The following is an 18,660-nucleotide window of genomic DNA, read 5'->3' as shown; positions in this document are numbered from 1 at the left end:
CCTCGTCGCAGGTACAGGGAGCGTGCGACGCGGGAGTGGACGAGAAGTGGACACATCGTGGATGCATTAGACAACGTCCGGACGCATCGGCGCCCACGTCACCGACACGGTCAGCGCCGTCCCCAGCCGGACGCCGTCGCGGCCCAGGAACGTCCGGTACGTGCCGATTCTGCCGAGCGTGGCGCGGTCGGCGTCGCCCACGCCGAACGCGATCACGTCGGGCCGAGCCTGCCACGCAGGGTCGGTCAAACCGCCGTAGGCCGCAGGCCAGGTCACCGGGTCTGTCGGCTGGCCGTCGGACGTGAAGAACACCATCGGCCGCTGCACCCGCAGGCGATTCCCCTTGAGCCGGCGTACATCGCGGTCGATCACCGAACGGAGAAACGTGAACGCCGGGCCGAAGTTGCTGCCCGCGCTGGGAGCGGAGCCGGTCAGCTCGGCCAGTTCGTCGGCGGGACGTAACGGTTGCAGCACCAGCGGAGCCTCGGCGAAACCGACCACGCAGCAGTGCACCCACGTTCCGATGGCCCGGTCCGCGTGGAGTGCTCCGCGGAACTGGCGGATGCCCGCGTTCAACTCCTCGAGATGGTCGGTCATCGAGGACGACACGTCGCAGACCACGTAACAGGGCAACACATCCGACTCCATCCACCGAGCGTGCCCACCTGACGTAGACCGATCGTGGATCGAAAGCTGATTTTCCGTGACCCGGACGGCCCCTTGCGCGATGTCATTCGCAGACAGCAAGCTCGGTCCCGGGGAGGTGGCGTGGAGTTTCGGATGCTGGGCCCGCTGGAGGCGTGCCACGACGGTGCCCTGGTACCGCTGGGGGACCAACAGCAACGGTTCGTCCTCGTCGTGCTCCTGCTGCACGCGAACCGGCCGGTGTCGACCGAGCGGTTCACCGAGATCGTCTGGAACGGCAACCCGGAACGCCGCCACCTCGTCCGCGGCTACATCAACAAGCTGCGCAAGGCGTTCCAGGACTCCGACGTGGAGATCGAGACAACAGCAACCGGTTACGTCCTACGGGTAACCGACGACCAGGTGGACACCTTCCGGTTCGACCGGTTGTGTTCCGAGGCCCGGCAGGCCGATGATCCGCGCCGGGCGATCGAGCTGCTCAGGACCGCCGTGGGCCTGTGGCGCGGCCGGTACCTCGAGGACATCGACATCGACCGCGTCGGCGGCACCGAGGTGATCTCGCCGGAGGACAGCTACTTCGACGCGGTCGGGGATCTCGCCGAGCTGGAGCTGAACACCGGCGATCACCGGTCGGCGCGGGACCGGCTGCGTCGCGTCGTGCAGTTCGACCCGGCACGGCAGAAACACGCCGGGTTGCTCATGCGGGCGTTGATCGCCGACGGCGCGCGCGTGGAAGCAATCCGGGTGTTCCACACGACCAGCGAGGCTCTCCGCGGAATCGACCTGGAGCCGGGGCCTCAGCTTCGCAACCTCGCCGCGCGAGCCGAACGCGGTGAACCGCCCAGCTCTCTGCCGTCCCGGCCCGGTGTGTTCACCGGCAGGGATACGGAACTCGCACTGATCGAGCGGACAGCCGCGGCAGGCGGCCGCGCCGTGTGGATCAGCGGTCCGCCCGGCGCCGGAAAGACGGGCCTCGCCATCGAGTCGGCTCATCGGTTGCGGGACCGGTTCTCCGACGGGCAACTCCTGGTGCGGCTCGGCGGGTTCACGCCCAACGTGCCGGCGACCACGATCGGCGACGCCCTCACGCAGGCCCTGACCGATCTCGGCGTACCCGCCGAGCAGATCCCGGCGACAGTGGGGCGGAAAGTCACCCTCTACCAAACCGAACTGTACGGCACCCGAACGCTTCTGGTGCTGGACAACGCCGCCTCGGCCGACCAGGTCCGGCCACTGCTTCCGCAGGCACCCGGCTGCCTCGCCATCGTGACCAGCCGGAAGATGGGTGAGCCGGACACCGGCGAGAACGTCCGGCTCGCCCCCATGCCGCCGGAGGAAGGCGCCGCCCTGTTCCGCGCCCTCACCGATCCGGCGCGGGTCCGTGGCAGGTCCGCCGAGGTCGACGAGATCGCCAGACGGTGCGGTCACCTGCCGATGCCGATCCACGTCGCCGCCGCGTTGTTCCGCCGGCATCACCGCTGGCCACTGGACCATCTGCTGCGGCTGCTCGAACAGAACGGCCCGGACAGCGCGGCCGTGCGAGCGTCCTATCAGCAGCTGGGCGCCCCACAGCGGTACCTGTTCCGCCTGCTCGGCCACCTGCCTGGACCCGACATCGACGTGACCGGCGCGGCGGCGCTCGCGGGCCGGGACGTCACCGGCGTCCGAGGGGCGCTCGACGAACTCCATCAGGTCAGCCTGCTGGAGGAGATTTCCCCGGAGCGCTACCAGATGCTGGACCCGCTCAAGGAGTTCGCCGCCGCCGAACCGCCCGCGACACCTGCCGAGCCCAGTGACGCCCTGGTTCGGCTGCTTGACTTCTACCTGGTGACGCTCGCCGCCGCGGTGAGCACCGCCTATCCGTTCGACCGCGCCCAGTTGCCCGCAACCGACCGAGCCAGCCCGGTCGCCCCGGTGTTCGCCGGCGCCGACGCCGCGTTGCAGTGGATCGCCACCGAGCAGAAGAACCTCGTCGCCGCCGTCCGCGCCGCGGCCACCCACGGCCTACCGGAGCACGCCTGGCGGCTGGCCGTGCTGATCTGGCGTCACTTCAACACGACCAGCCAGTTCGAGGACTGGATCGAGACCATGGAGCTCGCCTGGGAGGTCGTATCCGCCAACCCGGACAACGACTACGGCCAGGCTCATGTCCTGCTCCGGCTGGCGACCGCGAACGACCGGCTCGGCAGGCTCACCGAAGCACTGGAACTGGCCGCCAAGGCGCTACCCAGGTGGATCCGCCTGGGAGACGTCCGCGGCGAGGCCGCGACCCTGTGCGCGATCGCCATTCCCACCATGGAACTCGGCGAGCACGACCGGGCGATGGCGCACCTTTCGGCTGCCCTGGACAAGTACCGGCAATGCGACGACCCACGCGGCCAGGCCCACGCTCTGAGCATGCTCGGCTACCTCAACGAACTACACGGAAACCTCGACGACGCACTGCGCCGGCACGAAGCCGCGGTACCCATGCTGCGCGAGATCGGCCACGTCCAGGGAGCCGCGCACGCACTCAACAACCTCGGCTCCGTGCAGCAGCGGCTTGGCCTGCTCGACGACGCTCTGCGCAGCCATACCGAGGCACACGGGCACGCCACCGAGGTGGGCGACCTGTGCGCGGCCGCCTACGCGCTGACCAACCTCGGCAACGTGCACCGGCGGCACGGCCGGCTCACCGAGGCGGTGCGTTACCAGGAGCGGGCCAAGCAGGTGGCAGCCGACGTCTCCGACGCCGACCTGCGCACCCAGCTCTACCTCGACCGTGGCGCGACCGCCCACGCCGGCCAGGACGACGCCGAGGCACTACGCAGCTACCTCGCGGCACTGGACCTGGCCGCGGGCACGGGAAACCGCGCCCACCAGGCCCGCGCCCATCACGGCATCGCCGCGACCCTGCACCGGACCGGCCACCACGACCGCGCCGCCAGCCACTGGGACAGCGCCCAGACCGAGTTCGCCACGCTGGGCCTCCCCGAGGCCTCCGTGGTGAGCTCGGAACGCGAGGCCCTGGCCTGTCAATGCCGTCGTACCACCCGGTTCAGCTCGGGATAGATCTCCCGGACCGCGTGGTGACCACGCCAGCGCCCGAGGCACCTGGCCAGCTCCCGCAGATCCGTTCGCACGGTCGCCGAATCGACGTGGTCGGCGTCGTCGATCGTCTCCGCCAGTGTGGCGCAGCTCTGGTCGATCTCGCCGGACAGGGCGTACGCGAGCGACCGGCGAGCGCCGAACCGCGCCCTGGTCCGGCGGGCGGTCGCCGGCACCCTGGCCAGCTCCCGGTCGAGGACGGCCGCCGCCTCACCCGCCCGGCCGAGGTCACACAGGGCCCACCCGCGGGCCAGTTCCAGCGGATCCGCAGCCGTGCTGCCGAGAACCGGGTACGCACCGGTGTCCACGACAGCCGACTCCATGAACCCGGCGGCGCGATCCAGCGCACGTTCGCAGGAAGCCCGGTCGCCGGCCAGCGCGTGTCCCTGGGCCTCGCGTCGAGCGGCCAGCCCGAGGACGCGTGCGCTTCCTGCCCGCTGGGCCTGCCGGGCCAGTTCGACCGTGGCGACGGGGTCCTGCCGGTACAGCGCCAGCCCCGCCTCCCGGACGTAGGCATAGCTCGCGATGTCCCTGTCGCCGCCGGCGATCGCGGTCTCCGCGGCGTACCGGGTCCACCACAGCGCTCCTTGCTCGTTGCCGGCCTCCTGGCTCATCCAGCCGGTGTACTCGGCGATCCGCGCCGCGAGCAGCAGCAGGCGTGACCTGGTGGGCTCGGGGATCTCCCGCGCCAGCCCGTGCACGGTCCGGACCTGCGCGACCAGCGGTTCCAGCACGACGGCCGGACCGGTCTGGGTTCCCAGCCGCCGCAGTTGCTCGAACGACGTCCGCAGGCCCGCCAGCACGCCCTCGTCCGGCACCGGCCGCGGGCCGCTCGCGAGTGCGATACCCGCGGCCGCGCTGGCGGCGAGCACCTGGCGGCGGTCCACCTCGCCAGGCGCCGCTCGCCTGGACCGTGCCGCGTCGACGAGCGCACCACCGGCATCCAGTGTGCTGTCGCAGAGCCGCGCGAGGATGGCGTTCGGCGGCTTGACTCCATTTTCGATCTTGCTGAGGTAGCCCTTGCTGTAGTTGACGCGCTTGGCCAGTTCGGTTAACGACATCCCGGCGCCGTCGCGGTATTCCCGCAGCAGCGCGCCAAATGATTCGACCACCCCAAGCCTCCTATTCGACAGGTTCGAGTACAGCACTTCGGCGTGGCACACGCAATTGCCTGGACGCCCGTGAGCGTCCAGGCAACTGGTCATCGAATAGTCAGCCGTGCCACGGGTTGCCGTCGGCCACGGTCGTCGCTGGAGCGGGCGAGGTCAACGCTTCCACTGCGACAGCGGGGGCGGCGGAGCTGATGGCGAACACCATCAGCGACGAGATGACTTTGGCAAGGAAATTGGACATGACGAATCCTCCGAGGGAATTGGTAAACTGATTTCGGAGTGCCGGTTCGTTTTCCGGCCCCGCTATCGAGGATTCGTGATCACCACACGGTCAACAAGACGTTTCCCGTTGCCCACCAACACGGGCAACGGGAAACGAGGCACATCCACTTCGTATCCACTTCTGGTCCACGTGCGGTCCGGATGCTGTCACGAACATCCGAACACGAGCCAGGAGGTTGACCGTGACCGAAGCCGAGACCTACGACATCGTCGTGTCGTTCGCCGAGGAACAGCGCTCCACGGTGGAGGAAATCGTCGAGGCCTGCCGGCAGAGCGGGCTGACCGTGCTGCACGGGCCGGACCAGACCCACGAGTGGTGGGCTCGCAAGGACGCCGGTGACCTGCCCGATGCGCGGGTGCTGTTCTTCCTGCCGTTCGTGTCCGAGGTGGACGACTTCTCCTCGGCCATGCTGCGTGCGGTCAAGAACGGGGACGAGCACGTGCTGCCGGTTCTGCTGGGAGAGGTGCCCGCTGAACTGCTGCACCCGCACGTGACCTACCTGCGGACGGCGGAGCACCGGCCCGACGAGCTGGCCGAGGCGCTGAGCAGCCGGATCGAGGCCGCGGAGGCCGCCGGCCTGAAGCCGGCGGCGGCGTCGAGGGTGGTCACAGCGGCACGGGAGACCGCGCCGGAGCCCGCGATCCCGGCGAGCTTCAGCCGTTACGCCGAGCAGGACGCCGCCCTGCGGTACCTCGGCGCGCAGTTCGCCGCGGCGGTGCCGAAGCTGGAACGGCGTGGGTTCGTCGGCACCGTGCACGTCGCGGACGCGCAGATCGCGGTACGGGTCGAGCGCGCAGGCGACACGATCTACGCGCTCGACATCCAGCGCGGCGGCATCGGCGGCGACGAGACGCTGAACTTCGTGGTCGGCAGGCACGACGCCGGCAGCGTCTGCAGCAACGGCTGGGCCCGGCCGGTCTACGCGGCAGGCTCCGGCGCACTGGAGCTGCACGACCTGTCATTGCTCGGCGGCAGTACCGAGCACCGCCTGTACAGCACGGAGGAGCTGTTCACCGCACTCTGGCAGCGGATCGAGAACACGACCCGCTGATCCCACAAAGGGACGCGCTCCTCACCGAGGGGGAGGAGCGCGTCCCTTACCCGCGTGCGCGGTCGAGTACTTCCTCGAGCCGCAGTGGGCTCGGCGGGTGGTGGCTCAGGCACAGCGGCGACCGCATCGGGCGGAACCCGAAGTTCTCCCCCGTGACGTAGAACTGCCCGCGTTCCAGCTGCGAGATGTCCCCGACCGTGCTGCCCTTGGCCCTGGCCATCTCGTTCGCGGCGGCGATCTGCGCCGGGCTGTTCAGCCTGCCGAAGAACTGCGTCGTCGCGTTGCCGATGATCTGGTTGTGCACGCCCTTCGGCGCCTGCGTGGCGAGCAGCAGGCCCAGGCCGTACTTGCGTGCCTGCGAGGCCAGCAGGATGGTGCTCTGCGTGCTGGCCGTCCAGGTCCCCGACGGTGCGATCGTCTGCGCCTCGTCCATGACGAACAGCCCGCCGAGCGGCCGGTCGACGGCCGGGTTTCGCTTGATCCAGGCGAACACCTCCAGCTGGAGCTGGCTGACGAAGCTCTGCCGCTGCTCCTCCGACGGCAACCCGACGAAGCTGATCACCGAGATCCGTGCCCGCTTGCCGCCGGCCGGCGTCAGCAGGACGGCCGGATCGGCGGGTTCACCGGCGCCGCCCAGCAGCGGGTCGTTGACCATGGCGGCGCGGAGTGTCTCCGCCAGGTCGGTGGCCATCGTGGTGGCCGTCGCGAGCTGGCTGACGCCCTCCGGGAGCGCGGCGAGCACGTCGACGAACCCGGACAGACTGCGTTCGCCCCCGCGGGCGTAGTGGGTCAGCGCCTCCCGCAGCACCGCCCGGCCGCGCATGGCGGCCTTCGTGCCGCCGGTGACACCCGCGTGCGGCACCAAGCTCGCCACGGCCGCCTCGACCGCGGCGGCGAACTCGTCGGCGTCATCGCGTACCCCGGCGAAGTCCGGCAGCGGATGGAAGCTGAGCGGCCGCCCACTACCCCGGCCGGGGGTCCACACGACGACCTCGGTGCCGGCCAGGTACTCGCCGGCGTGTTCGACGTCGCCCGGCCGCCAGCCGGCCGGTGGTTCCGGCCAGGCGTCGCCCAGCCGCGCCAGGTCGTTGTTGGGGTCGAGCACGATCGCCGACACGCCGCGTATCGCGCATTCCTCGACCATCCGCCGCAGCAGAACGGTCTTCCCCGATCCCGATCCGGCGAACACCATGGCGTGCTTGCGCAGCGACTCCAGCTCGATGCGGATCTCTCCGTCCATCCCGAGTGCGATCTCGCCCGCCTTCGGGGGTGGTCGCGTCTCCCGCTGGTTCGCCCTTGCCCGCTCTCCGCCGAGCCGGAGCGCTTGCATCAGGTTCGTACGGCTCACCGGCTTGCGGGCCTCCAGCCAGCTCAGCAGCTCGTAGCTGATCCTGGTGCGCATTTCCCTGAGCGCGTAGAAGGTCCGTACGTCGTCTTTCGTGATTTCCAGCCGCTCGCTGCCCAGTTCGGGCAGCTCGTTGACCTCTGCCCTGGTCTTGGCGCCCGTCCAGCCCTTCGTACCGTGATGCAGCAGCACCAGATGCCGCTTGTGCGCGCCCGCCCGGACCCCGGCCGCGGCTTTCGCCTCCCGCACCCGCCGGAGCACCGCGTTGCCGTGCCGGGGTGCGATCGCGCGGAACGCCCAGCGTTCGGTGACATCCCGTTCCTCGTCGAGGATGCGCCGCAGTCCGGCATGCAGTTGGTAGCCACTGTCCGGCGCTGGTTCGGTCTCCCACGAGCGGTCGTCGTTACCTACCTCGGTGATCCACGATTTCAGCGCTGCCTGCAGTAACTCCGGCATCACCGCGTTCTCGGTGTGCTGGTTCAGCGCTGCTTCCACGTCGGCGGCGTTGCGAAGTTCGGCGAACCGCTGGTCGTACTGCGTGAAGTAGTCCGGCTCCGGCCCCACCTGGCGCGACACCTCGACGGGCTCCTCGTCGAACGACGCCAGCTCGCGGATCTCCCCGTGGAGGCAGGCCTCGGCGTGGTCCTGCACTCGGCGCAGGAGTTGGCGTGGGGTGTAGGCGCGCCACGAATCGCCGAACGCACTCGCCGCCACCGGCCAGGTGGCATGGGGCGGCACGAACCCGATTCGCTCGTACACCACAGCGAGCCACTTGGCGACGAGCGCACGCCCCAGCCTCGGATCGACGACGGCGCCGAGGAGCGGCGTCTGGGTGAACCGATCGGAAACCGTGTCCGTCGCCACCGATCGCAGCAGCTTCCAGGTGTCCGGCAGGCACGCGACAATGGACAGGCTACGACGGGTCGTCTCGCGCAGCTGCATCAGTCCGTCGGCGATGAGTGCGAGTTCACCGGCTTGTTCGGCGTCCGTCGCCTGCTCATCGATCGCGTTGCTCGCCTTGCTCACCAAGGAGTCGAGCTGATCGACAGCGACCACGCTCGGACCGGTGAGGGCCAGGATCCGGGACATGTCGGTAACCAGGTTGCGCTGCGTCTTCGGCAGCGGGTGCAGGTCCCACGGCCGCCGGTCACCGTCATTGGCTTCGGGTAGCCCGGCGAGGTAGTCCTTCCCGACGTTGACTTGGCTTCCGTTCGCGCTGCCGTAGAGAACGAGCGCCCGGATGGTGTCACCACATTCGACGGCGACCTGAGCGTCGACCCGCCTCAACGCGCCGACGAAGCCGTGCAGCTCCTCGCCGGTGAGCCGGGCTTCCCCAAGAACCGCCTTCGCCACCGTGGAGGGCACGTCCGCCCGTTCACACAGCCTCCGCAGCAGTGTGGTCAGCTGGAGTTCGCCGTCGTCGTCGGTCCGCCACAGCTCACTCCGCATCGCCTGCGCGACGTCGTCCCAGAAGGCCGCACCCGTGGTGAGGTCGATGAGAAAGAAGTAACCGCCTTCCTTCTGCACCAGTCGCCTGACTCCACCGAGCAGGTGGGTCTTGCCCACGCCCTTCTGCCCCTGAAGTGCCAGGCCGATCGGGCTCGGTCCGTTACTGGCCTTCGCATCAGCGATGCCCGAGCTGATGCGATGCTCCACCTTGGTGTGCAGTCCATCCACATGGGACGGCTGGGTATGCCAGACGTCATCGGGTGTCTCGGCGGAGTTGAACCGGAGCGCCGCGAGCGCCTGGCGAAGATCCTCGGTCATGATTCCTCGATCGCCAGTAGATGCTTATCCTCGCTACCGATCCGGATCGCGGCGGCGTGATCCGCTTCGGTCAACGTCTTGCGGTTCGAGATCGGAGCCAGGTGAACCAGCCCGGTCCGGGTCATCGACAGCAGAACCTCGTCGACCTCGCCGCGGTCAGCGCCGTCCAGCTTGGACCTCACCTTCGCCAGGCGTACCCAGTCCTGCGGGCCTACCGACAGCTCGTGGTAGGCCCCGCGGATGAGAGCCTCCAGGTCTGCCGGAGCGACCAGGTCGGCAAGACGGACACCGTGCTGCCTGAGCACCGGTACCATGCGGCGCAACAACTCGAACATTACCCGCGCCAATGGTCCCTGACGCTGTGGTGTCTCCAGCTTGTCCAGCTCGCTGTCACACCATGCGATGCCCGCTTCGGTAACGCGGTGAACGAGCCGCCGGTTCTCCTTCCACGTGTTCAGCAGACCTGCCCCGATCAGCTTGTCGCGGCCGGCCGGCCGGAGATCCACACCGTAGTCCTTCGTCAGTTCGGGATTGGGCACCTCCCGGTTTTCCAACGTCAGGATGAACAGCGCCGCTTTCTCATGGGTTCCGTACTTCTCCGGCATCCCTCCACCTTTCAGTCAACCAGCCCGCGGCTTCACGGTCGATCCGTTCGAGCAGGACATGGATCAGCCGAGAAAGTCCCTCCGGAGCCCTCGACCGCTCGTTACTGGAATGAACCTCGTTCAACAGCTTCAGATTTGTGGTCAGATCCTTGAGCAGAAGGAGATCGTCATCGTCGACCGCCGTGGACATCTCACGCACCGTCTGGTCGATGAGTGCCCAGCGGCCGTGATGAGCCTGCTTCGGCACATTCCGCAACGCGGAGCCGGCGCTCACCAGGATCTTTCGCTCCGAGTCCGCGCGGTCACGGCCGGCATCGGTGATGAGCTCGTGCAGTTGCTGCGCCACCTGACGCGGCCGCGTTCCGGCGCCGAGTTCGAGATGCCGCAGGTTACGCAGGAATCCCGGCAGTCCGTCGCGGTCGGTGTCGCTGGTGAGCACGCAGAACAGCTGCCGGTCGCCGTCGGCTTCGACTGTCCGGAGGAACCGCTCGGCCTCGGTGGCCTGCCAGCGGCTCACCGCTCCGTCCACGACGAGACACAGATGTCGTGCCGGCTCGGTGGCCTGATCCAGCAGGTCTGGGTCCCCAGACAACGACCGGACGGCATTGAGGTCGAGCGCGCGCAACTCGTCGATGAGTTCCATCGTGACCTTCAGCGCCGACCGCGGACTCGACACGAGAATATCGAGATCGTAGGTACGTTCCTGGGTGCGGGCCGCCGCCACATAGGCGTCCCGGTTGTCCGCCAGCAGGTCAGTGCGGTCGAACTGCTGCGCGATCACCGCCGCCACGGTCTCCAACGCGAACGAAAGCTGGTCCGCCGAAGGAGTCGTCTCCTCCAGTACGGCCAGTTGCTCGCCGAAGCTCCAGTACGACACGTACGGCAGTGTGAGATGACGCAGCATCAGCTCGGCAGGCACTCCCCTGGCCAGCCAGTTGCGAAACAGCGGCGCGGCGAGCTCCGCGCATCGCGCCTGCCAATGCTCGGCGCGCTGATACTCCACCCGACTGTCCAAACGGGACAAGATTGGCAGCACCATGTGCTGTGGCCGGTCGTAGGGCAGCCGGTCCCTTGCCACGTCGGCGAGCTTGGCGATGTTCACGGCACCCTCGACACTCTGGTCGTTGGCGGTGAAGAGGACGACCAGCCAGTCCGGCAGGTGAGCGGTGCAGATACTGCCGATGTCGGAGATCCCGGTGCGGCTGTCGATCAGCACGAAGTCGTAGTCGGCCGTCCATGCCGCTCGGCAGCGTTCCAGAAATGCCGCGAACCCACGCTGGTAGAGATCTTCCCAGTCGACGGCCTGGACCCGGCCCGCATAGGCAGCGTCGTGGCGCCCCGCGGCCAGCAACGCCACTGTGCCCCCGTCGAATTCGAGCCGGACCACCCTGTCACGTGGCCGTTCGGCGCCGTCGAGGAAGTCATAGGCGAGGTCGACGACGCCACCCTGGGGCGCCGAGGGCAGCATCGGGCCGAAGTAGTGGTGCAGTCCTGGTGCTTCCAGGTCCCAGTCGATAGCCAGTACCCGGTGGCCCCACCTGGCGAGCAGCATGGAGACGTTGGCCAACGTCGAGCTGCGGCCGACTCCACCCTTGTAGGAGTAGAAGGTGACGACGGTGCCGGTCATGGGCCGAACCTCGGAAGGGGTGGCGGCGGAATGAGGTACGGGTCCGGCGGATCGACGACCGGCCAGTCGTCCCGCCAGTCGGGAACCTGCTTCAGCAGTTCGACGAGCTCCTTCGCCAGCTCGACGACCTTGAAATGGAAGTCGGAGAAGGCCGGACTGACCTGGAACGGCGGCTCAGGATTCGCGTAAGCTTTGAAGTCCCACCAGGAGTATTCCCGGCCCTCGTCGGGAAAATTGTCCGAGTCGGAGTACAGAACCGGATGGATAAGGGTCTGCGGTCGCTCCACGGTACCCAGCCCGAGGGCTTTCTGACGCTCCTGCATACTGCGCAGCTCCGCCATGCACCAGTTCGACTCGAAGTAGTTGGGGGTCAACAGCGGAAGGATGATCTTGCTGTGCCGTATGGCCTGCTGCAGATGCGATGGCCAATGTACGCCACGCGGCATGGAACGATCGACGTAGACCTTCGGCGCCGGCGCGTACTGGTCGGCGAGACATTCCTCGAGCTTCTTGTGGAAGTGGTTCAACAGCCACTTCTGCACACTGCCTTGGCGGCTGTAGCTGATGAAAACGTCGTACTTGTAACCGGACACGAGGCAAATGCTAGGCAGCGCACCGCCGGACATAATAGGCAGGAAAGTGGTCACTTAAATCAATTCCGGCCATAAACTGGCCAAAAAGCGGGCTGGATTGTCCAGCGCGCCACAGCAGTCACACTCGTCTCATTCGCACCAGATCCGGAGCACCCCGGCGAGGGGCCCCGGTCTTGTCGGTCGTGGTCGCTACCCTCGACGACGTGCAGCAGATCGGGCCTCCCCTCGTGGACCTTGCCGACGTGCGTCAGGCAGTCGGCACGGCCACCTACACGCGCGGGTCGGCTTATGCCCGGCAGCGGGCGGTGCTTTCGATCGCGGTGGAGCGCCACGCCGTCCACGGTCTGGTCCAGGGCAGCGAAGCCCAGCCGTACGCGGTGGTCGCCCACCTCCGGCCAGGACGACGCGGCGGGCAGGCGGTGCTGGACTACGGCGAATGCTCCTGCCCCGTCGAGTTCGACTGCAAACACGTCGTCGCACTGCTGATCGCCGCGAACGGCGTGGGACGCCCCGCGAAACGCAAGCCGGACTGGGCCGAGTCGCTCGACGCGCTGCTCCGCGAGCCCGCCGCCACCACCGGCGGTACGACGCCGCTGGCGATCGAACTGTCCGTCGACCAGGCTCGCCTGCGTGCGCGACTGGTACGGCCCGCCAGGAAACATGGCGGCTGGATCGTCGGCGACCTGAGCTGGCCGGCGCTGGACCAGCCCCACTACCTCACCGACTACCTGCCGCGACAGCTGGCCGCGGTGCGCGAGCTGTATACGGCGTATCGCATCGCCGGCACGGACTTCCTCGGCTACTACAGCTCGGCCAACGCCCGGCACCTCGACCTCACCGCATGCGAGTCACGGCAGTTGTGGCCGCTGCTCGACGAAGCGACACGGGCCGGCGTGCGCCTGGTGCATGCCCGCAAGGGCCTCGGCGACCTGCCGCCGGTCGTCGCGGGCGAACTGACGGTGGACATCACCGGCGGCACCGAGGGAGCGCTGGTCCTCACTCCGTCCATCGAGACGGACGCGGCGGAGACGAAACCGGTGGCGTTCATCGGATCCGACGGGCACGGCGCGGTCTGCATCGACCCGGCGCAAGCCACCGCCGACCCGGCCACCTGGCGGTTGCGCCTGGTCCGGCTTCCCGGCGGCACCTCGGCCCAGCTGCAGCAGCTGACCCTGCGGGCGGGCAAGCTGGAGGTGCCCGCCAGCGGCAGAGACAGGTTCGCCACCGAGTTCTTCCCGCGACTGCGCCGTACCGCCGCGGTCGTGTCGTCGGACTCCGCCTTCACCCCGCCCGCCATCTCCGGGCCGGTACTGCGGCTGTCGGCCCGGTACAGCGACGGCCACGTCGTCGACCTGACCTGGCAGTGGCGCTACACGGTAGGCGACTCGACGGTCCTGAGCCCCATCGCTGGGGACGAGCCACACCGTGATCCGGCCGCCGAACAGGAGGTACTGCGGCGCCTGCACGAGGAGACCGGAGAACAGGCGACCGACCGCACCCTCACCGGCCTCGACACGCTACGGTTCAGCACCGAGGTGCTGCCGCTGCTCACCGACGTGGAACTCGACATCACCAGGGCACCCGACTACCGGGAGGTCGGCGACTCGCTGACCGTCGCCGTCTCCACCGACGAGATCGCCGGCGAGCGTGACTGGTTCGACCTCGGCGTCACCGTCAGCGTGGAGGGCCGCGAGGTGCCCTTCACCGACCTGTTCACCGCGCTGGCCAAGGACCAGTCCCACCTGCTGCTGCCCGACGGGGCGTACTTCGCGCTGGACAAGCCCGAGCTGCGGGCCCTCCGCACGCTGATCGAGGAAGCCAGGGCCATCACCGACACGTCCTCCGGCACGCCCCGCATCAGCCGCTACCAGCTCGGGCTGTGGGAGGAACTCGCGGCGCTGGGCGTCGTCGACCGGCAGGCCGACGCTTGGCAGCGGCAGGTCGAGGCACTGAAGTCCCTGGACAACCTGGACAGCGTCACCGATCCACGCGTTGACGCCACGCTGCGTCCGTACCAAAAGGACGGTGTCGCCTGGCTGACGCTGCTCTGGCGGCTCGGGCTCGGCGGCATCCTCGCCGACGACATGGGCCTGGGCAAGACCCTGCAGACACTCGCCCTGATCAGTCACGCACACGAGTCGGACAGCAGGCCGTTCCTCATCGTGGCACCCGCGAGCGTCGTGGCGAACTGGGCCGCCGAGGCCGAGCGGTTCACCCCGCACCTACGGGTCGCGACGGTCACCCGCAGCGGGAGGACGCTCCCGGAAGCGGACGTCGTGGTCACCTCGTACACGTTGCTACGCCTGGATTTCGACGCCTACGCGGCCGCCGACTGGGCGGCGCTGGTACTCGACGAGGCCCAGTTCGCCAAGAACCACCGGTCCAAGGTGTACCAGTGCGCACGCCGGTTGCCCGCGCCGTTCAAGCTGGCGATCACCGGCACTCCGCTGGAGAACAACCTGATGGAACTGTGGTCGATGCTGTCGATCACCGCACCCGGCCTGTTCCCCGACCCCGCGAAGTTCAAGGAGTACTACGCCCGCCCCATCGAACGCGGCGGCGACGCCGAGCTGCTGGCGCGGCTGCGCCGTCGGATCAAGCCGCTGCTGAAGCGGCGCACGAAGGAGCAGGTCGCCGCCGAGCTGCCCGCCAAGCAGGAACAGGTGCTCAGCGTCCGGCTGCACCCCAAGCACCGGACGATCTACGAACGCAGGCTGCACCGGGAACGTCAGCGCGTGCTCGGCATGCTCGACGACCTGGACCGCAACCGGTTCACGATCCTGCGTTCGCTGACCGTGCTGCGGCGGCTGGCGCTGCACGCGGGGCTCGTCGACGACGAACACGACCAGGTCGCCTGCGCCAAGCTCGACGCCCTCGTCGAGCAACTCGACGACGTCCGCGCGGGCGGCCATCGCGCGTTGGTGTTCTCCCAGTTCACCGGCTTCCTGGACAGGGTGCGCACACGACTGGACGACGCCGGGATCGAGTACTGCTACCTGGACGGCAAGACCCGCAACCGCGCCGAGGTCATCGACGGGTTCAAGAACGGCTCCGCACCGGTGTTCCTGATCAGCCTGAAGGCGGGCGGGTTCGGGCTGAACCTCACCGAGGCCGACTACTGCTTCCTGCTCGACCCGTGGTGGAACCCCGCCACCGAGAACCAGGCCGTCGACCGGACCCACCGCATCGGCCAGACCCGCAACGTCATGGTCTACCGGCTGATCTCCGAGGACACCATCGAGGAGAAGGTCATGGCGCTCAAGGCCCGCAAGGCGGAACTGTTCACCAGCGTGCTCGACGACGGCGACAGCTTCTCGACCGCCCTCGACGCGGACGACATCCGGAGCCTGTTCAGCTGACCTCGGACGGCAGACCGAAGCGGGCCAGCAGCCCCTCGTGCAGGAACCAGGTGACGGCACCGAGCCGCTCGTCCCGCGGGCTCAGGACCAGGAGCCCGGCCGGGTACGCGACCGGCTCACCCGGCTGGGCCAGGTAACAGCCGAAGGCGGGCTGGGCGTTCGCGCAGGTCGGTACGAGGCGGAACCGGCGGGCGCCGCACCAGTCGAAGAACACCGTGAAGAACTCCGCGATCGCCGCGCGACCGTGGTACTCGTGTGGCGCCGGGGGCATGTTCAGCCACGCATCGTCGGTCAGCAGCGAGACCAGGCCGTCGACGTCACCCGCGGTGAACGCCTCCGCGAACCGGCGGGCGAGCGCGGGCGGCTCCGCCGTCACGGCCGGACGCTGCCGCACCGTGGCACGGGCCCGCTGCAGGGCGCCCTTGACCGCGGTCGCGCTGGTGTCCAGCATCTCGGCGACCTCCGCGGTGGAGAAGCCAAGCACGTCCCGCAGCACCAGGATCGCCGCCTGCCGGGGCGGCAACCGTTGCAGCGCCGCGACGAACGCCAGCTCCACCGTCTCCTTCGCTTCGTACGACGCCTCCGGCCCGTCGGGGTACGGCTCCAGCCAGGTCACCTCGCCGCGACGGCTGGGCTCGGGTGGGTCGAACGGCGGCAGCGGCTCGGCGGGGCGGCGACGGCCGGCCCGCAGGGCGTTGAGACAGCGGTTGGTGGCGATCCGGTAGAGCCAGGTTCGCAGTGTCGACCGGCCGGCGAAGCCGTCCAGCCCCTGCCACGCCGCGACCATGGTCTCCTGCAGCACGTCCTCGGCATCGGCGAGCGAGCCGAGGATCCGGTAACAGTGCAGCCTCAGCTCGTCCCGGTGCGGCTCGATCAGCTCGCGGAACGTGTCCACCGCGAGATCATCACACGCGACCGTTCCGTTTCCGCGATCGGCGGTGTCTGAACAACCATGGAGACAGAGAACCTCGCCACGATCCTCGACGCGACCAGCGGCCTGGTCGCCACCATCGACCGCTGGGACGCACCCACGCCGTGCCCGGAGTGGAACGTCCGCGAGCTGGTCGGCCACATGGTCCTCGGCAACCGCCTGTTCACCGGCATCCTGCACGGCGAAGCCGGCGGCACGCTGGATCCGAAGGGCCAGGACGTGCTCGGTGCCGACCCGGCCGGCACCTACCGGCAGGCGGCCGACGAGCTGCTCGTCGCGTTCCGGCTGCCCGGAGTGCTGGAGCGGATCGTCCAGGTCCCGGTCGGCCCCGTGCCCGGCATCGCGGCCGTCCATCTTCGGGCGGTCGAGGAACTCACCCACGGCTGGGACCTCGCTCAGGCGACCGGGCGACAGCTCGACGTCCCCGGCGACGTCGTCGAGCGCGAAATCGAGTTCACCCGCGGCAAGCTCGCCGACGTCCCGCCGGACAGGAGCCCGTTCGCACCACCGCAGCCGGTACCCGACGACGCATCGCCGCTGGACCGGCTGGCCGCGCTCCTGGGCCGGAAGGTAGAGCCTGCTCTACCTTCAGGATGCCCCTGACCTGCACTGACTTCGGCGTGTCCGATTTCTAGCTTTGGGGGCATGACTTCCACACCGTCCACGGGCTGGCGGGCCCTGGTCCTGCGCTACCCGCTGATCTCGTTCTTCACGCTCGCCAACGCGATCAGCTGGCTGGCCTGGACGCCGTACATCCTGTCGCTCGACGGGCTCGGCATCCTGGCGTTCCGCTACCCGGACTTCCTGATCACCAACCAGCTCACCGCAATCCTGCCCGGCGCGTACCTCGGCCCGCTGGCGGCGGCGTTCACCGTCACCGCCGTCACCGAGGGACGCGCCGGGCTGCGGCGCTGGCGCAGGCGGCTGTTCCAGGTCCGCGCCGGGCTGCGGTGGTACGCGCTGGCGCTGTTCGGGATCCCGCTCGCCATCGTGGCAGGCACCTTCGCCATGGACGGCGCGGAGGACGTCGTACGCCTGCCGTCCATGACGGCGCTGGCCCTCTACCTCCCGATGCTGCTGCTCCAGTTCTTCACCACCGGACTCGCCGAGGAACCGGGCTGGCGCGACTTCGCCCTGACCCGCCTGCAGCAACGGCATCACCCGCTGGTGGCGACCACCATCCTCGGCGTCCTGTGGACGATCTGGCACCTGCCGCTGTTCCTCACCCCCTGGGGCGGCCCGGACGCGGGCCCGGAAGCGATCCTGCGGTTCTTCGTGCTGACGATGGCCATCAGCTACGTGATCACCCTCGTGTTCAACCGGGCACACCAGAGCGTGCCGCTCATCATGCTGCTGCACTCGAACATCAACAACTTCATGTCGGTCATGTGGCCCGACGTCTTCCCCGGCGAACACCCCGAGTGGCTGTGGGGCCCGACGCTCGGGTTCTGCACGCTCGCGCTCGTGGTGATCGCGTCCACCCGCGGCAGGCTCGGCCTTCCCCGGACCCCGGTGGAGGTCGCCGCATGACCAGCGCACTGCTCCTGGATTCGGTGACCAAGACCTACGGCACCGGGGAGAACGCCGTGACCGCGCTGCGCGAGGTGTCCCTCGGGCTTCCCCGCGGCACGTTCACCGCCGTCATGGGCCCGTCGGGCTCGGGCAAGAGCACGTTCCTGCACTGCGCCGCGGGGCTGGACCGGCCGACGTCGGGCAGTGTCCGTCTCGGCGACGTCGAGCTGTCCGGGCTGAAGGAGGCGGCGCTCACCGCGGTCCGCCGGGAGCGGGTCGGGTTCGTCTTCCAGGCCTACAACCTCATGTCCGCCCTGACCGTCGAACAGAACGTCGAGCTCGTGCCCCGGTTGTCCGGGCGTCAGGTCGACCGCGACTGGCTGCTGGACCTGCTCGGCCGGGTCGGCATGCGGGACCGGATCGACCGGCGCCCGGCCCAGCTCTCCGGTGGGCAGCAGCAACGGGTGGCGATCGCCCGCGCGCTGGTGAACCGGCCCGAGGTGGTGATGGCCGACGAGCCGACGGGCGCACTCGACACCCGCACCGGGCGGCAGGTGCTCGAACTGTTCCGCAGGCTCGTCGCCGAACTCGGGCAGACCGTGCTGATGGTGACGCACGACCCGGTCGCAGCCTCCTACGCCGACTCGGTCGTCTTCCTCGCCGACGGCCGGATCGCCGGCCAGCTGCGTAACCCGACGGCCGCCGAGGTGTCCGACCGGATGACCCACCTCGGGGAGGTGTGA

The 18,660-nt window shown here is 69.0% G+C and carries 14 protein-coding genes; 6 read left to right on the top strand and 8 right to left on the bottom strand.

What is annotated here, in order from left to right:
* Nucleotides 1-66: 66 nt before the first annotated feature.
* Nucleotides 67-648: a vWA domain-containing protein gene (locus EWH70_RS13105; RefSeq protein WP_130475638.1), complete on the bottom strand. Its 582-nt coding sequence runs from the start codon at nucleotides 646-648 to the stop codon at nucleotides 67-69.
* Nucleotides 649-768: 120 nt separating this feature from the next.
* Between EWH70_RS13105 and EWH70_RS13100 the strand changes: the two genes are divergently transcribed.
* Entirely contained in the window at nucleotides 769-3,696 is a 2,928-nt protein-coding gene (locus EWH70_RS13100) for an AfsR/SARP family transcriptional regulator (protein ID WP_240686962.1), read from the top strand.
* On the opposite strand, the gene EWH70_RS13095 is transcribed toward EWH70_RS13100, so the two are convergent.
* Together EWH70_RS13095 and EWH70_RS35455 are read right to left on the bottom strand one after the other, a co-directional pair.
* Nucleotides 3,660-4,844, bottom strand: a complete 1,185-nt coding sequence (locus EWH70_RS13095) for a helix-turn-helix domain-containing protein (RefSeq protein WP_205669111.1) — start codon at nucleotides 4,842-4,844, stop codon at nucleotides 3,660-3,662. The genes EWH70_RS13100 and EWH70_RS13095 overlap by 37 nt on opposite strands.
* 100 nt (nucleotides 4,845-4,944) lie before the next feature.
* Nucleotides 4,945-5,085 (bottom strand): hypothetical protein, encoded by a 141-nt coding sequence (locus tag EWH70_RS35455; protein ID WP_165436258.1) that lies wholly within the window; start codon nucleotides 5,083-5,085, stop codon nucleotides 4,945-4,947.
* A 223-nt stretch (nucleotides 5,086-5,308) separates the two neighbouring features.
* Between EWH70_RS35455 and EWH70_RS13090 the strand changes: the two genes are divergently transcribed.
* Complete coding sequence (locus tag EWH70_RS13090; RefSeq protein WP_130475636.1) at nucleotides 5,309-6,178, top strand: signal recognition particle subunit SRP19/SEC65 family protein; 870 nt, start codon at nucleotides 5,309-5,311, stop codon at nucleotides 6,176-6,178.
* A gap of 46 nt (nucleotides 6,179-6,224) precedes the next feature.
* Here the strand turns inward: EWH70_RS13090 and EWH70_RS13085 are convergent, their stop codons facing one another.
* Genes EWH70_RS13085 through EWH70_RS13070 form a run of 4 tightly spaced genes read right to left on the bottom strand, consistent with a single transcriptional unit; the run spans nucleotide 6,225 to nucleotide 12,115 of the window.
* The gene (locus EWH70_RS13085) at nucleotides 6,225-9,290 is read right to left on the bottom strand and encodes an ATP-binding protein (protein WP_130475635.1); all 3,066 of its coding nucleotides are present in this window, start codon (nucleotides 9,288-9,290) and stop codon (nucleotides 6,225-6,227) included.
* Nucleotides 9,287-9,895, bottom strand: coding sequence for a hypothetical protein (locus EWH70_RS13080; protein ID WP_130475634.1), 609 nt, complete (start codon nucleotides 9,893-9,895; stop codon nucleotides 9,287-9,289). Before EWH70_RS13080 ends, EWH70_RS13085 begins: the two co-directional genes overlap by 4 nt.
* On the bottom strand, nucleotides 9,870-11,522 hold the full coding sequence (locus EWH70_RS13075; RefSeq protein ID WP_130475633.1) for a tyrosine-protein kinase family protein: 1,653 nt from the start codon (nucleotides 11,520-11,522) through the stop codon (nucleotides 9,870-9,872). Before EWH70_RS13075 ends, EWH70_RS13080 begins: the two co-directional genes overlap by 26 nt.
* Nucleotides 11,519-12,115 (bottom strand): TIR domain-containing protein, encoded by a 597-nt coding sequence (locus tag EWH70_RS13070; protein WP_130475632.1) that lies wholly within the window; start codon nucleotides 12,113-12,115, stop codon nucleotides 11,519-11,521. The genes EWH70_RS13075 and EWH70_RS13070 overlap by 4 nt, the downstream gene beginning before the upstream one ends.
* 203 nt (nucleotides 12,116-12,318) lie before the next feature.
* Here EWH70_RS13070 and EWH70_RS13065 point away from each other — a divergent pair, with 203 nt between their 5' ends.
* Complete coding sequence (locus EWH70_RS13065) at nucleotides 12,319-15,474, top strand: DEAD/DEAH box helicase (protein ID WP_130475631.1); 3,156 nt, start codon at nucleotides 12,319-12,321, stop codon at nucleotides 15,472-15,474.
* Here the strand turns inward: EWH70_RS13065 and EWH70_RS13060 are convergent.
* Nucleotides 15,467-16,369 (bottom strand): RNA polymerase subunit sigma-70, encoded by a 903-nt coding sequence (locus EWH70_RS13060; protein ID WP_130475630.1) that lies wholly within the window; start codon nucleotides 16,367-16,369, stop codon nucleotides 15,467-15,469. The genes EWH70_RS13065 and EWH70_RS13060 overlap by 8 nt on opposite strands.
* A 57-nt stretch (nucleotides 16,370-16,426) precedes the next feature.
* Between EWH70_RS13060 and EWH70_RS13055 the strand changes: the two genes are divergently transcribed.
* Genes EWH70_RS13055 through EWH70_RS13045 form a run of 3 tightly spaced genes read left to right on the top strand, consistent with a single transcriptional unit; the run spans nucleotide 16,427 to nucleotide 18,660 of the window.
* Nucleotides 16,427-17,008: a TIGR03086 family metal-binding protein gene (locus EWH70_RS13055; RefSeq protein WP_130475629.1), complete on the top strand. Its 582-nt coding sequence runs from the start codon at nucleotides 16,427-16,429 to the stop codon at nucleotides 17,006-17,008.
* 42 nt (nucleotides 17,009-17,050) lie between these two features.
* Nucleotides 17,051-17,935: a CPBP family intramembrane glutamic endopeptidase gene (locus tag EWH70_RS13050; protein WP_130475628.1), complete on the top strand. Its 885-nt coding sequence runs from the start codon at nucleotides 17,051-17,053 to the stop codon at nucleotides 17,933-17,935.
* The gene (locus EWH70_RS13045; RefSeq protein WP_130475627.1) at nucleotides 17,932-18,660 is read left to right on the top strand and encodes an ABC transporter ATP-binding protein; all 729 of its coding nucleotides are present in this window, start codon (nucleotides 17,932-17,934) and stop codon (nucleotides 18,658-18,660) included. The genes EWH70_RS13050 and EWH70_RS13045 overlap by 4 nt, the downstream gene beginning before the upstream one ends.

This window comes from Amycolatopsis suaedae, assembly GCF_004214935.1.
Lineage (GTDB): Bacteria > Actinomycetota > Actinomycetes > Mycobacteriales > Pseudonocardiaceae > Amycolatopsis > Amycolatopsis suaedae.
The sequence above is the reverse complement of the archived record's forward strand: the minus strand, read 5'-3'. Positions and strand labels throughout refer to the sequence as shown.

Coding starts and splice junctions, on each gene's coding strand:
- EWH70_RS13105 (WP_130475638.1), bottom strand. CDS start 648: ATGGAGTCGGATGTGTTGCCCTGTTACGTGGTCTGCGACGTGTCGTCC.
- EWH70_RS35455 (WP_165436258.1), bottom strand. CDS start 5,085: ATGTCCAATTTCCTTGCCAAAGTCATCTCGTCGCTGATGGTGTTCGCC.
- EWH70_RS13085 (WP_130475635.1), bottom strand. CDS start 9,290: ATGACCGAGGATCTTCGCCAGGCGCTCGCGGCGCTCCGGTTCAACTCC.
- EWH70_RS13080 (WP_130475634.1), bottom strand. CDS start 9,895: ATGCCGGAGAAGTACGGAACCCATGAGAAAGCGGCGCTGTTCATCCTG.
- EWH70_RS13075 (WP_130475633.1), bottom strand. CDS start 11,522: ATGACCGGCACCGTCGTCACCTTCTACTCCTACAAGGGTGGAGTCGGC.
- EWH70_RS13055 (WP_130475629.1), top strand. CDS start 16,427: ATGGAGACAGAGAACCTCGCCACGATCCTCGACGCGACCAGCGGCCTG.
- EWH70_RS13050 (WP_130475628.1), top strand. CDS start 17,051: ATGACTTCCACACCGTCCACGGGCTGGCGGGCCCTGGTCCTGCGCTAC.
- EWH70_RS13045 (WP_130475627.1), top strand. CDS start 17,932: ATGACCAGCGCACTGCTCCTGGATTCGGTGACCAAGACCTACGGCACC.